Consider the following 14,181-nt stretch of genomic DNA (forward strand, 5'->3'; position numbering starts at 1 on the left):
GCAAGATTGGACATCGTGGACTGGATCGAGGGCTTTTACAACCGCGTGCGCATGCACACGGCCATCGGGTACATGGCCCCCGTCACAAAGGAGCGTAGCCTGTTGGCTGCATGACTTGGTGTACGTGGAAACGAGGCAGGGTCAAAGTGCTGGTGCCGGTCTGCAGCCCCGCGCTGTTGGCCGAGTACCCCAAGGATTGCGCTTTAGATGCATTACCCAGGCTGCATCGCATGCAAAACCCGGATGCCTGGCAGCGCTACGCCGACGAGACTGGCATGGTGTTAGCGAACCCTGCCATCGGCTCGCGATTTGATCTGCATGCCATGTTGATAGAGGCAGCGCTTTCTGGTTTGGGTGTGGCCTTGGTTCCGCGCATTTATGTAGAAGCTGAGTTGGAGCAAGGCCGCTTGGTTGCCCCCTGGCCGCTCAGCCAATCCATTGCCAAGAAATTTTGTTTGGTCTTGCCTGAGCCATTAGGCCTGAGCGAGGCACCGTTGCAGGCCTTTGTCAACTGGATTCTGACGGAGGCGCAAACGGCAAGCTCTGCTTAGCCACGGGCCTTTGGCCGTTATTGGCTTGGAGAGTGACAGAGTCTTGAACAACTGCATTGAACAGCAACACGGTCATTCATCTGCTTGCATCAAATGCCCGTTGGGGTGCTACCAGTCATCGAACTTGTTGAGTTGACTGACTGCAATCAGCCTGAAGTTACCTCTCGGTAAAGCCAATTCGGCTTTGCAGCGCTAGCGGCCGGTGGGAACATGGCGATGAATAGCGCCTTTACAAAGCAAAGCCGACTGCCAAGTGCCATGACAACTTTTCTATCCCCAAAGCCTATAGGCCTGCATGCAGCGGTAGAGAACCGTGCTCACGACTTGTGTAGCTTGTGCAACAGCTCACTTGAACACCGGTACCGTACCTGAAGGAGTGACACGGTCTTCCGCCGCCTTTAACTTTTGCCCCAGTTCGCGGATGCGCCCTTCACCCACAGCAAGCGCCTGCGCAGAGGTGTGTACGGAATAATTTCCCAGACGCAATGGATGCGGATGTGGAATGGCCGAGCCGAGTACGAAGACCGTACTTTCGAGGCCGCGAGCCTCCAGCACGATGGGTTTCGCTTCGTCGGCGAAGACCACCATCTCACCTGGTTGCACCACTGCACCAGCATCAAGCTTGCCACTGGCGACTGCCAGCCAGGCTACCGTGTGGTCTGGTGGCGGGCTATAAGTCCAGCGTTCCCCTGGCTGCAGTGTCACCAGCAGGTAATTGATACCGTCGGGCGCGTTGACCGGGCTGTGGGCACCGTCGTAACGACCGATCACGACATGCGCGGGCCCGATCTTGGGCACGTCTTGCGCTTCGATGTAGTGGCTTTGTGGCTCTGACAGCTCCAGCGCTTCCGGTAGCGCAAGCCACAGTTGAAACCCCTGGATGCGGGTTGCGTCGGCAGGTGCGGTCATCTCCTTGCCATGCCAAACACCGAGGCCAGCACGCATCCACTCCACACCTCCATAACCAATCGTGCCGCTGCCGCTGGCGGGATCGTCGTAGTGCACGTGGCCTTCTGTGAAGACGGTGACGGTCGCGATACCGGAATGCGGATGCAGTGGCATTTTGGCCATCGCTTGAATGGCGGATTCTTGCGCATCAAAGATGTCGAGGAACACGAACGGCTTCAGCGACTGGCCGAGATCAGAGGGGCTCATGAGCCGTGTGATGGGACCGCCCGAGCCATGGCCAAGCGTGCGGTAAACGATGACGCGCGGCGAAAGTGCATGTGCGTCTGTCACAGGGGTTGTATGAGCGTTCATGGTTTGAAATATCCAGAAGGGATTAAAGGTGAATAGCCAGCGGCGTGCGCTACGGCATGCCCATCAGCGCGCGAAGTCGGCAACCACTTTGCCAAACCGAGGGCCGGCTCGATTGCGTTCTATGGCTGCAGGGATGTCATTGAAGCCCACGACTTCGCTGACCCTGGAGGCCAGCGAGCCTTGGGCGATCTCGTCAGCCAACCGCGCCAGAAGTGTCGCGTCGGCCTTGTTCGCAAACCACAATCCGCGGCGACCGGCCGGTGTACGCGCCGCGATGTCGGGCGCTGCTGCGCTTACGGTGGCGCCGTTTGGAGTCATCACATCCCACGAGCGATCAAGCACTTCACCACCCACGTAGTCGAGAACCAGATCGATGTCTTGCGCCACCGCCTCGAAGCGTTGGCTCCGGTAGTCGATGACGTGGCGCGCGCCCAGGCTGCGCACGTAGTCCAGATGTGCGGCAGACGACGTGGCGAAAACTTCAGCACCCGCTTGCTTCGCGTATTGCACGGCATATCCGCCCAGCCCGCCTGCTGCTCCGTGGATCAGGATGCGTTGACCTGCGGCGATGGGCCCCGCCTGATGCAGGCTCAGCCAGGCGGCCACCGCCGCCACCGGTATACCGGCTGCCTGCATGTCGTCCAGGCCTTTTGGCGTGTGCACCAGGTTCGCCTCGGCCACGGCTACAAATTCTGCGTAGGCACCAAGGCGCCCCAAGGGGCCCATGACGCGGTCGCCGACTTTGAAACGCGATGCACCTGGCCCTACCGCTTCCACGGTGCCAGCCAATTCAATCCCCAGCACGGCCGGGAGCTGCACTGGGAAAGCCTTCTGAACCAGGCCTTCGCGAAATTTCCAGTCGATGCCGTTCACACCGGCCGCGCCAACGCGGACCAGCACCTGGCCGTCGCCGGCCGTGGGTTTAGCTATTTCGGCGACCTCGGCGGCGGCGGCACCGCCATAGGTCCGAACCAAAATGGCGCGTTGAGTGTTTGTCATTTGAAGTTTCTCTTACTGAGGTGGACATTTCAGGAACCGGGGAGCAGAGCGGCGCTGGGTCAGGCCGCGATGCTGGCCAGGCGTGGATAGTCGGTATAGCCCTTGGCATCACCGCCGTAATAGGTGGCCTGGTCCGGTGGGTTCATTGGTGCGTTTGTCTTCAAGCGCTCCGCGAAGTCGGGGTTGGCCAGCACCATCTGCCCGTAGGCTTCCAACTGCGCCAAGCCAGAGGCGAGGTCGTTGCCAATCTGTTCACGTGCGCGCCCTGGGCGGTTCACGATGAGCGTGCCGCGCCAGAGCTTGCGGATGTCTGCCAGCAAAGCCTCGTTGCCCGCTTGCATTACATGCACGTAGGCCAGGCCTAGCTTGTCGAGTTCGGTGATCAGATAGCGGTAGAGATCCGGTGCTTCAGAACCCTCGTCAATGCCCCACAGCTTGGCACCGGGAGAAAAGCGGATGGCGGTGCGGTCCGCGCCAATTTCTTCGGTGATGGCCGTAGCCACCTCGATGGCGAAGCGGGCTCGGTTCTCGATGGATCCACCGTACGCGTCGGTGCGGGCGTTAGCGCTGGGGGCGAAGAACTGCTGGATGAGATAGGCGTTTGCGCCGTGGATTTCGACACCGTCTGCCCCAGCTTCCATCGCGCGACGCGCGGCCAGGCGAAAGTCCGCCACGGTCTGGCGAATCTCTTCAGTGGTCAGCGCGCGGGGCTCGGGGATGGGCTGCATGCCCGTCATGGTGAACATCGGCGCACCGGGCGCAATCGCGGACGGCGCCACGGCTTGCCGATGGTGCGGCGTATTGTCGGGATGGGACATTCGCCCGGCGTGCATCAACTGGATAAAGAGGCGCGAGCCCTTGTTGTGCACGGCTTCGGCGATGACCTTCCAGCCGGCAACCTGGGCATCGGTGTAAATGCCGGGGGTGCAGAGATAGCCCTGCCCGTCTTCAGAAGGCTGCGTGCCCTCGGAGACGATCAAGCCCACCGTGGCGCGCTGGGCGTAATAGCTGACGGCCAGGGCCTTGGGCGTGCCGTCGAATTCGGCGCGTGAACGGGTCATCGGCGCCATGACGAGGCGGTTCGAGAGGGTGTAGCGGCCGACTTGGACCGGGCTGAAGAGTTGGGTCATGAGAATCTCCTGAAGGGGGGGTGAATGCCTCGGACGGAAGAAGGTGCGGCAAGATCGAGATCAAGCTTTTGGCGCGCTGAATCTGTCTTCATGCACCATCTTGGATACGAGCCCCGATCTTCGATTAACCTACAGGCAAGATAAAGACGGTTCCGTGGGAATCATTAATCCAAAATTGGCACAATCGACATGGAATATCTGAACGACATGGCGCTGTTTGTGGAGGTTGTGAAAGCCAAAAGCTTTCGTGCCGCAGGCGACGCCACGGGCGTGCCCAACTCCACCTTGTCGCGTCGTATCGGCGCGCTGGAGAAAAACATTGGCTTGCGCCTGCTGCACCGCACCACCCGCAGGATCGAGCTCACAGAGGCCGGGCAGATCTACTACGACAGTTGCAGTCGCATCGTCGAAGAGGCGCGCATTGCGCATGAGCAACTCGGCGAGATGCTGGCCCAGCCCAGCGGCGTGCTGCGTGCGTCGCTTCCTGTGGATTTCGCAACCCTCTACATGGCGCCGCTGATCACCGAGTTTGCCGAGCGCTATCCGGGCATCACATTCGAGCTGGACCTCACGCCGCGCAGAGTCGACTTGGTGACCGAGCCCTTCGACGTTGCCATCCGCATGGGCGAGCAACCGAGTTCAACGCTGATCGCGCGGCAACTGGCGCGCATCACGCCCTACCTATATGCGTCGCCTGGCTATCTCAAGAGAGCTGGCGAGCCCACCGAGCCTACTGAACTGCGGCGGCACGAGTGCATCGGTTACCCGAAGTCGGGACCATGGGTGATCCATAAGGAGGACGAGACTGCCGAGGTGGAAATCGGCCGGCGCTTCACGGTCAACAGCGTCGGCATGTACCGCAGCTTCGCCGTTTTAGGCCAAGGCATCGCCCTGCTGGCCGAGGGCGTTGTGGCGGACGACGTGGCCGAGGGCCGGTTGCGTCGTGTCTTGCCCGCCTGGCATGGCAAACCCATACCTGTGTACGCGTTGACGGAAACGCGGCTTTTACCGGCCAAGACGCTGCGATTCATCGAGTTTTTACAGGACCGATTAATCACCCGTTAGCTTTGCAGCGATTCAACGTAGTTCTCCACAGGGTCCATCTAACGCAGGTGTGGAGTGATTCCAAGCGTTCCGCGGAATACTTTCTATTCAGCGACAGCCGACGCTCAACCGGCGCGCTTGAGCAAGAACTTTGGGCTCCTAGCGGAGTTTCAAGCCACCTTGAGAAATCCCCTTTTCCACCCTGGAGTTGAGCAAGCAATTCTCGGCACGCTTCTAGCGCCACTTGTGCGACGCCAAGGTCGCGCTAGCTCAGACGCTGCGCCCGGTTGATAAGCCAGGTCAGCAGGAAGCCGGGCAAGACGAAACCCAGGGTCACAAGAATGCCGTGAACCACATGGGCGGCAGGCTCATTCAATGTGGCGACATGCTTCATGGGGGAGAGCCAGGGCGAAAGGTTGAACAACACGACCACCACCATTGCGTGCAATCTACTTGCTTATCGTCGACGGCGAGCGGCCAAGGCCAGTGGCGATCTGTCGCAATGAGACGCCGGCCATCAATCCACGGGATATTTCCTCGCGCTCATCAATTTGTAGCTGATGCACAGATCGACGACGTTGCCTGGGCGCGATGCCACCGTCCGTAGCGAGGAATCCGTAGATCGAGCCCGGTGCCTTGTCCAGGGCCGCGCCGATGGCGGTCAGCGTTTGCCCAGCTTTCCAGCGAGCCCATAACTCCTGGCGCTGCTGCACCGTCAATCCTCGCTTGCGCGTTTCCATACCAAACTTCCAACAACGTTCTTGAGACGATGTTGCCTTGACCGGTTGAATGCACGAGCGCTTTTTTTAAGATGTCGCGCTCCGTGGTGACCCGGCGCAGTTCCCGTTGAACACGCTCGACTTCAGAGGCCGACTCGCTGCGCAAGGGCTTGTTGGCCCGAATGTCCATGACGCCGCCTTGCTCCTGGCTGACCCAGCGTCGCAGCACGCTCTGCTCTATGCCGAGGTCCCTCGCTATGTGCGTGACCATCGCCCCTGGCTGCTTGACCAGCTTCACGGCTTCCCGCTTGAACTCGTCCGTAAACGTTCTTCTCGTCCTTGGCATATCTGACTCCTAAGCACATCATGTCATTCGATGTGTCCGGGAAACTGGGGGAAGCCCAGTCTGTGGTCACCCGAACAAATAGCGGGATGGCTCAAGCGAACCTACCCGGACCAAAAGGAGTTGCAGGTGTCTCACGAAGCCATCTACCGCACACTATTCGTCCAAACACGTGGGGCTTTGAAGAAGGAGCTCCTGGAGCACCTGCGGCGAACCAGAGGTAAGCGTCGCTCCCGGCACTACACCCAGAAAACTCCCATCCATGGACGGATCGTAGGTGCAGTGCCTATCAGCGAGCGTCCAGCCTGCGTTGAAGATCGAGCAGTTCCTGGTCACTGGGAAGGCGACCTGTTATTCGGTGATGCCTACAGTCAGATAGCGACACTTGTCGAGCGGCATACGCGCTATGTGATGTTGGTCAAACTCGTGGACAAAGACTCGTACACCGTAGGAGCCGCGCTGGCTCGGCATGCACAGACATTGCCGCGTGAGCTGTATCTGTCCCTGACCTGGGACTGGGGCTCTGAAATGGCCGGGCACAAGCGGTTCACCTTGGCAACCGATATCCAGGTCTACTTCTGTGACCCGCAGAACCCCTGGCAGCGAGGCTCCAACGAAAACACCAATGGATTGCTTCGTCAGTACCTACCTAAAGGCATTGATCTGTCTGCATACTCACAAGATAGCCTGGATGCTATTGCGAGAGATCTCAATCAACGACCACGCAAAACTCTGGGATATCGAACCCCTGCTGAAATGTTCGATGAGTGTGTTGCGTCGATCGGTTGAATTCACAGCCAATACCTGACGCTCGCAACGACTAAACCTTGCTCCGGTTGCATAAAGGCAATACTTCTGCATACGTCGCTTTCCGGCATGACGTCGCTGCGTCCGTGCCGAAGCCTGCTTGACCCGTGTCTTATCGTCGCGCTCGCCCGCCCCAAACTGCGCCCCTACAGAAAAGAGCACCGGATACTTCCATGCTGGAAACACGCCTTCTCCAACAGTTCATCGCCGTCGCGGAAGAACTTCATTTCAGCCGTGCTGCGGAGCGCTTGCATATGGCTCAGCCGCCTTTAAGCCAAGCCATCCGGCGACTGGAAAGCGAGCTCGAAACTCCGCTGTTCCTGCGCACCAAGCGCAGCGTTGCGTTGACGCCGGCTGGTACAGCCTTTCTGGAAAAGGCAAGGTCCATCCTCCAGTCATTGGACGAGAGCGTCGCACATACCCGCCGCGTCGCGCAGGGCCTCGACGGGCGGCTGACCTTAGTCTTTATCCACATTACGCCGTACGCACCCCTTCTGCGTGCGTTGCGCCAATTCCGGGCTGCGTCACCCGGCGTCGCCTTCGAGATGAAGGAGGCGACGACGCGAGAGCAGATAGAAGCGTTGGAGAACGGCACGGCCGACATCGGGTTCATGCGTACGCCCGGAATGTCCACACCGACTTTGTGCTTCGAAACCGTTGCGCGAGAGCCTATTTGGGTGGCGCTTCCGGCGGGGCATCGGCTCGTGGACCATGCATCCATCGAACTCGCGTTATTAAAAGACGAGGATTTCGTCATGTCACCCAGGCCGCTGGGGCCGGGCTTTCACGACCAAATTGTCCGTCTTTGCCAAGCGCTAGGGTTCCAACCCCGAGTGGTACAACATGCGCGGAAACTGCACACCTTGATTGCATTGGTCGCAAGCGGCTTCGGCATTGCGCTGATACCAGCATCGCTGACCCATGAGGCGCGCAATGACATCGTGTTTCGTCCGGTCACCGCGGCCGGATCGGAGCACCTGTTGCAGCTCGATCTCCTGATGGCCTGGAATGGTTTGCAAGCATCACCTCTGAGAGACCGGCTGATCGGAGAGATACGCAAGCGCATAACACCGCCTTGAAGCGCTCATATCTTCTACGTCTTGTTTCGCGACACGAACGGTATTTCACGAGCGGTCATGTACCCGCTAAGCTGGCTTCGCGTCCACTGTCCAATGCGGTGCATCGCAATGTCCTGACCCGTGCTGACGTGTGCAGCATCTGAAAACTGGAACAGCTCCTGCCGCTGCTGCAGCGAGGCGTTCCAGCGTCTTCATTCCGTAGTCGATACTTGAACCGCCATGCCTGCAGCCATCTATGTTTTCTCACTGTGCACCTTCGCCTTCGGACTTTCAGAATTTGTCGTTGCAGGCTTGCTCTCGGCCATGGCCGCGAACCTTCATGTCCGGATCGCTGCGGTGGGGGCTGCTATCGCCGTCTATGCTTTGGGCGCTGCCATTGGCGCTCCCTTTGTAACGGCCTTCGTCTCACATTGGAGGGACAAACACGTCCTGATGGTGTCCGTAGCAGTGCTGACCTCTGGCAGCATACTGATGAGCCTTTCGCCGAACCTGCCGACGCTTTTGGCGGTCCGCTTCGTAGTGGGTCTGGGACACGGCGTCTTCATGGCGGTCGCATCAGATGCCGCGACGAAGTTAGTCGACAAGCAACACGCCGGCCGCGCGCTGTCCGTGGTTTGGATCGGACTGACGCTTGCGCTCGCCCTCGGAGTTCCGATGGGCACATATCTCGGCAGCCTATGGTCATGGCGAATCATTTTTCTGTTTATCGGGGCGCTTGGCACCTTGAGCATGTTCGGCTTGCTGTTTTTCATGCCCCATCGCCGGCCTGACCAGCGCAGAGGCCGTCGAGTGAGTGCATGGAAGGGCCTCAAAGCCGTCACGCATCCGCAGTTGATGACCACGGCTGGCGTCAGCGTCCTGGTGAGCATCGCGACCTTTTCCTTCTTCACCTTCGTTTCGCCCTACCTGCTGGACGTGACGGGTATCGATGTCCAATGGCTGAGCGTGGCGATGCTTGCGTTTGGACTTTGCGCCATCGCCGGCAATCTCCTTGGTGGCTATCTGGCGGATGTGATGGGCCCGGTCGGCAGCACTCTGACCGCCTTAGTCGGACTGACATTGAACTTGCTCGGTTTGTATTGGTTGAACGGCTCCCCCGCCGCGATGGTGGTTCTTGTCGGGTCGCTAGGCATGCTCTTCTTTTGCATCGTGACCCTGCTAACACTTCATCTCCTGAAGCTGGCCCAGGCAATTGCGCCCGAATCGACGGCAGTAGCTGCGGGCTTGAATATCGCCTCTTTCAATCTGGGAACTGCACTGGGAGGGGGGCTGGGTAGCATCACCATTTCGTACTTTGACGTTTCGTGGGTTCCTTTAGCTGGTGCGTCAGTTGCTGCTGCTGCGGCGGCAGTCCTGTACCTGCAAAAAAAATGCGCCGGACCGTGCGAGGGGACCGTCTAAGCCCCGCGAAGGCGAGATGACGAGCGTCCACCCCCATCCCCTTTATCCAGCGGAAGTACCGTCACTGAATGCACACATTCGTTCTTGCCTCTCTCTTTGTGATGTTGTCACCGGCCACCCGTATGACACCTTACTTACAGAAGGATCCGAGCCATGCCACGGGTTCATCACTCATCCGATGACGGGTTGTAGCTTTGATCTAAATGCTTGCTCCGTGTTGAAATGAATCTGTCGTTACGCGCACTAGCAGTCATTCGAGGCTGGGGGCCCAGATTTGAATTGCCCGATGGAAGGGTTCCGTAGACGAGGCGTGCGCTCAGAACTGGGAGGCCCAACGACCAATGCTTGCGATTGCTGCCATTGAGGCCCTGGATCGTGAATGACTCAAATCAGCCTGCACCAGCCGTTGAAGTGAACCAAGCGGCTGACCGCTGTTGGCTGATCTTCGACTGTCGCACAATCGCTCCATTGCAGTTCTTAAATCACGAACATCCAATGCCTTCTTAGCTTGGACATCGGATGATCGTTGCCCTCATTTAACGGCGCTGCTGCGAGCCCAGTCCGCGCCGCTCCTTGCTATAGATGTCCAAGTTGAAGAAAGCAAGCATGCGCTCTCGGTCTTCAATCTGCGACCTCGTACGCGCTCATCAAACCCGCTAGCAGTTTTTAACCGAAGGGCGGATTCGGAACCAAATCGAGTACATCGCAGGCAGAAACACTAAGGTAAGGACGGTGCCAGCCAGCGTCCCGCCGATGAGAGTGTAGGCAAGCGTTCCCCAAAACACGGAGTGCGTCAACGGGATGAACGCCAGAATGGCTGCCAGAGCGGTCAAGATGACAGGACGGGCGCGTTGGACGGTGGCTTCCACCACCGCATGGAACGGATCTAGCCCCTCCTGCTCGTTGTGCTGAATCTGCCCGATAAGGATCAGGGTGTTGCGCATCAGAATCCCCGACAGCGCAATCAGACCGACCAATGCGTTGATACCGAAAGGCTGCTGAAAAAGAATGAGTGTCGGCACCACACCGATCAGCCCCAAGGGGCTGGTCAGGAACACCATGACCATCGCCGACATCGACCTGACCTGCAGAATGATGATGATCAACGTGATGGCGATCATGATGGGAAACAAGGGCAGCATGGCGGTCATGGCCTTTGCAGACTCTTCGATAGACCCCGCTTCTTCAATGCGATAGGAAGGAGGCAAGGCGTCCTTGATGGCTTTCAGCTGCTTGCTAATGGCCGCCGAGACGTCAGGCGGTTGCAATGTGTCATCAATGTCTCCGCGCACGGTGATGGTGGGTACGCGGTCGCGGCGACGCATGATGGGCTCCTCCATTTGCACGGTGACTTCGCCCAATTGCGACAAAGGAATGCGCTGGCCTGACGCGTTAGTGAGCGTGAAATTGCCGATCTTTGCCGCATCCAGGCGCGTGTCGCCCGCCGAGCGTGCTGTCACGACGACGGTGCGAATGTCTTCACGCACGGTCGTTACTGGCACGCCACTCAGCAGGAACTGCAGTTGTTGTGCTACCCCGGATGAGGTGAGGCCAACCGCCTGCAGACGATCTTGATTCAGGGTGAAGCGCATGACGGGAGTTTGCGTACCCCAGTCAGCGTTCACGGTACGCATCATCGGGCTATCTTCCATCACCTTTTGCACCTGAGCGGCGATCAGACGCAACTGCTCAGGGTTTGGGCCGGAGACTCGGTAGGCGACCGGGAAAGGTGAATACGGACCGAAGACGATCTGCGTTGCTCGCAGCTGCGCTTCGGGTGCCAAGCCTTGGGCAACCGCCTCTCGAAACCTGTGCTTCAGTGCGTCACGCTGCGCCTGGTCTGCGGTGCGCACGACGATCTTGGCAAAAGAGGGATCGGGCAACTCAGGCGAGATAGCGAGGAAAAAACGTGGGGCGCCCTGGCCAATATAGGCGGTCACGATCTCCGATTCAGGTTGCTGCGAGAGCCACTCTTCCACCTTTTTGGTAGTCTCGCTCGTTTGCGTGATGGAGGTGCCATAAGGCATTTGCACTTCAACCATCACTTCGGGCCGGTCAGAGATGGGGAAGAACTGCTTCTTGACGATCGCCATGCCCAGCACGGCAGCGGTCATCAGGGCGCCAACGGTGGCAGCGACAAGCCACTTGTGCGCTATGACAGATCCCAACATTCTGCGAAATCTCTCGTAGCGCGACGAACCGTACATAGCCGCATGCCCGCCCTCGACCTTCTTGAGGTCGGGCAGCAACTTGACCCCCAGATAGGGCGTGAACACCACGGCAACCACCCAAGATACGATCAGCGCAATACCGACGATCCAAAACATATTGCTGGTGTACTCACCTGCGGTGGAGCGAGCGAAGCCATTTGGCATAAAACCCACTGCGGTGACCAGCGTTCCCGACAGCATAGGCGCGGCAGTATGGCTCCATGCATAAGCAGAAGCAGCCACGCGGTCGAAACCCTCTTCCATTTTCACCACCATCATCTCGATGGCAATGATGGCGTCATCCACCAGCAGCCCGAGCGCAAGGATCAGGGAGCCTAGCGTTATACGATCAAAGTTCTTGCCCGTCGCGGCCATGACGATGAAAACGGCTGCGAGTGTGAGCGGCACGGCGGCTGCGACTACCACGCCCACCCGCCAGCCCATGCTGACAAAACAGACCACCAGCACCACCATGAGCGCAGCCAGGAACTTCAGCATGAATTCATCCACCGAAGCGGCGATGTTCACAGACTGGTCTGTCACCTTGCTCAGACTGATGCCCAGCGGCATGTCCGCGTTGATGGCGTGTACTTCGTCTTCAAGCGCCTTACCAAGGTCGAGCCCATTCCAGCCATCACGCATGATGATGCCGAGCAGCAGCGCCGGCTCTCCACCGTTGCGGATGATGAATGTTGAGGGCTCTTCGTAGCCGCGCTTGACGATCGCAATATCAGATAGTTTGATCGTCCTGCCTTGGGAAACGATGGGGGTGTTGCGGATCTTCTGCAGCTCGTCAAAAGCACCATCGATGCGAATGAAAACCTGTGGGCCCTTGGTTTCGATAGAGCCGGCGGGCGTTAGCGCATTCTGGTTGTTCAGCGCGGCAAAGACTTCTTGTGGGTTGATTCCCAGCGTGGCCAGGCGCTCGTGCGAGAACTCGACATAGATCCGCTCTGATTGCTCGCCGACTATGTTGACCTTCTTCACCCCTGGCACATGCAGCATGCGTTGGCGTAGCGCTTCCGCGTCTCGCACCAGCACCCGTTGCTCCTCACCCCGGGCCTTGAGCGCATAGATCGCAAAGGTGACGTCTGAATACTCATCGTTCACCATCGGGCCTACCACCCCGGAAGGCAGATTGCGTGCTTCATCCCCCAGCTTTTTTCGAGCTTGGTAAAACTCTTCCTGCACGTCGCCAGGAGGGGTGGAATCGAGCAAGGTCAAGGTGGTGAAAGCCAGTCCAGGGCGGACAAAGGTCTCCGTGCGGTCATACCAGCGCAACTCCTGCATGCGCTTTTCCAGCTTCTCGGCGACCTGATCCTGCATTTCCTGCGGGGTCGCACCGGGCCAAGCGGTGACGACCGTCATGCTTTTGACGGTGAAGGCGGGGTCTTCCGCTCGGCCTAGCTTCAGGAAAGCGAACACCCCGGTCAATGAGATCAGCAAAATTAGGAAAAGGCTGATGGAGCGCTCGCGTACGGCCAGCGCGGAAAGATTGAAACGACTCTCAGCCACGGGAAGCTCCTGTGGACGTGGCCGCTGCGGGCGCCTCGTTGCTGAGGCGCACTTGAGCGCCTTCGCTCAGCAGATGTGCGCCGAGCGCCACGATGCGGTCACCCGTCCGAAGCCCGCCCGTTACCTGGGCGTTGCTGTCCTCGACTCGCACGATGGTGACGGGCTGCCTTCTCACCTGCTTCTCCTGGACCACCCAAACTGCGGGACCCTGGCCAGCGTCATGGATAGCACCTAACGGCACCAGCAAAACGCCGTTGGAGAGTTCTGAGGTGTTGCGACCAAGCTTGACAGTGACCGTGCTGCCCAGAGGAGCGCTGCCAGCACTTGCAGGGTCGAGTACATACCGCGCCTCAAAGGTCCGCGTTGCTTTGTCTGCCACATCGGAGAGTTGACGCAGATGGGCCTGAACCACGACGTCGTCCTTGCCGAACAAAGTGGCTTGGGCCACCGAGCCCAAGGCAGGTCTTAAGGTTTCAGGCAATTGAACGACGGCCTCACGCTTGCCAGCATGGGCAACACGTACGACGACCTGACCCGCGCTGATGACCTGACCAGGTTCGGCAAGCGTCTCCATCACGATGCCGTCTGAATCAGCCACCAGCTCCGCATATCGGCTGGCATTGCGCGCCACAGCTGCCTGCGCCTCGGCCGCGCGCAGCTGTGCCCTAGCGGTATCCGCTGCTGCTTTGATCTGGTCGTAAGCCGATGCCGCAATGGCCCCAGTGCCTTGCAACGCGCGGTAACGCGCCTCTTCGTCGTCGGCCTGCAGCGAGCGGGCGCGGGCGGCAGAAACGGCTTCATCTTGCGCGACGGCGGCCAATTTCAGATCAACCGGGTCGACACGCATCAGTGGCTGGCCCCGTTTGACCGCCTGGCCGTTGTCCACCAATCGCTCAAGCACCTTGCCTGTTACGCGAAAGCCAAGGTCGCTTTGCACCCTCGCGGCGATGGTGCCGCTAAATGCCCGACCCGAAGACGCCGCCGTGGATACCAGCACGGTGCGCACCAGCGGAGGCTGGGTCCGCGGATCGGGTGATGCGGTTTTTCCGCAGGCGACCAGCGTGAGGGACAGCGCGCCAAAGGCGACTAGAGACAGATGACGGAGCGGGAGCATGTGAGTCCT

At 59.2% G+C, this 14,181-nt stretch carries 10 protein-coding genes and 3 pseudogenes; 5 read left to right on the forward strand and 8 right to left on the reverse strand.

Going from position 1 to position 14,181, the window contains the following annotated elements; all coding sequences use genetic code 11:
* Nucleotides 1-143: 143 nt before the first annotated feature.
* Nucleotides 144-551 (forward strand): annotated as a pseudogene (locus M2375_RS22080) (LysR substrate-binding domain-containing protein); the annotation flags it as partial.
* Nucleotides 552-896: 345 nt separating this feature from the next.
* On the opposite strand, the gene M2375_RS22085 reads toward M2375_RS22080, so the two are convergent.
* From M2375_RS22085 to M2375_RS22095, 3 genes are all read right to left on the reverse strand, one after another.
* Nucleotides 897-1,811 (reverse strand): pirin family protein, encoded by a 915-nt coding sequence (locus M2375_RS22085; protein ID WP_259170424.1) that lies wholly within the window; start codon nt 1,809-1,811, stop codon nt 897-899.
* A gap of 63 nt (nt 1,812-1,874) precedes the next feature.
* Complete coding sequence (locus tag M2375_RS22090; RefSeq protein WP_259170425.1) at nt 1,875-2,810, reverse strand: NADP-dependent oxidoreductase; 936 nt, start codon at nt 2,808-2,810, stop codon at nt 1,875-1,877.
* 59 nt (nt 2,811-2,869) lie between these two features.
* Nucleotides 2,870-3,940 carry an alkene reductase gene (locus tag M2375_RS22095; protein ID WP_259170426.1) on the reverse strand — a complete coding sequence of 357 codons (1,071 nt, stop codon included), beginning with the start codon at nt 3,938-3,940 and terminating at the stop codon, nt 2,870-2,872.
* A 189-nt stretch (nt 3,941-4,129) separates the two neighbouring features.
* Here M2375_RS22095 and M2375_RS22100 point away from each other — a divergent pair, with 189 nt between their 5' ends.
* Nucleotides 4,130-5,005 carry a LysR family transcriptional regulator gene (locus M2375_RS22100; RefSeq protein WP_259170427.1) on the forward strand — a complete coding sequence of 292 codons (876 nt, stop codon included), beginning with the start codon at nt 4,130-4,132 and terminating at the stop codon, nt 5,003-5,005.
* A gap of 244 nt (nt 5,006-5,249) precedes the next feature.
* Here the strand turns inward: M2375_RS22100 and M2375_RS22105 are convergent, their stop codons facing one another.
* The 3 genes and pseudogenes from M2375_RS22105 to M2375_RS22555 all read right to left on the reverse strand — a co-directional run.
* Entirely contained in the window at nt 5,250-5,378 is a 129-nt protein-coding gene (locus tag M2375_RS22105) for a hypothetical protein (protein WP_259170428.1), read from the reverse strand.
* Nucleotides 5,379-5,433: 55 nt separating this feature from the next.
* Entirely contained in the window at nt 5,434-5,724 is a 291-nt protein-coding gene (locus M2375_RS22110; RefSeq protein ID WP_259170429.1) for a helix-turn-helix domain-containing protein, read from the reverse strand.
* Nucleotides 5,725-5,833: 109 nt separating this feature from the next.
* A pseudogene (locus tag M2375_RS22555) lies at nt 5,834-6,049 on the reverse strand (transposase); the annotation flags it as partial.
* A gap of 63 nt (nt 6,050-6,112) precedes the next feature.
* On the opposite strand from M2375_RS22555, the pseudogene M2375_RS22115 reads away from it, so the two are divergent.
* The 3 genes and pseudogenes from M2375_RS22115 to M2375_RS22125 all read left to right on the forward strand — a co-directional run.
* Nucleotides 6,113-6,835: pseudogene (locus M2375_RS22115) on the forward strand (IS30 family transposase); the annotation flags it as partial.
* 191 nt (nt 6,836-7,026) lie between these two features.
* On the forward strand, nt 7,027-7,932 hold the full coding sequence (locus M2375_RS22120) for a LysR family transcriptional regulator (protein WP_259170430.1): 906 nt from the start codon (nt 7,027-7,029) through the stop codon (nt 7,930-7,932).
* Nucleotides 7,933-8,151: 219 nt separating this feature from the next.
* Complete coding sequence (locus M2375_RS22125) at nt 8,152-9,333, forward strand: MFS transporter (protein ID WP_259170431.1); 1,182 nt, start codon at nt 8,152-8,154, stop codon at nt 9,331-9,333.
* 656 nt (nt 9,334-9,989) lie between these two features.
* On the opposite strand, the gene M2375_RS22130 is transcribed toward M2375_RS22125, so the two are convergent.
* Both M2375_RS22130 and M2375_RS22135 read right to left on the reverse strand, forming a co-directional pair.
* Entirely contained in the window at nt 9,990-13,058 is a 3,069-nt protein-coding gene (locus M2375_RS22130) for an efflux RND transporter permease subunit (RefSeq protein ID WP_259170432.1), read from the reverse strand.
* Nucleotides 13,051-14,172 (reverse strand): efflux RND transporter periplasmic adaptor subunit, encoded by a 1,122-nt coding sequence (locus M2375_RS22135; RefSeq protein WP_259170433.1) that lies wholly within the window; start codon nt 14,170-14,172, stop codon nt 13,051-13,053. The genes M2375_RS22130 and M2375_RS22135 overlap by 8 nt, the downstream gene beginning before the upstream one ends.
* Nucleotides 14,173-14,181 lie beyond the last annotated feature (9 nt).

The organism is Comamonas sp. BIGb0152 (assembly GCF_024809975.1).
In the GTDB taxonomy this organism is placed as follows: Bacteria; Pseudomonadota; Gammaproteobacteria; order Burkholderiales; family Burkholderiaceae_C; genus Comamonas.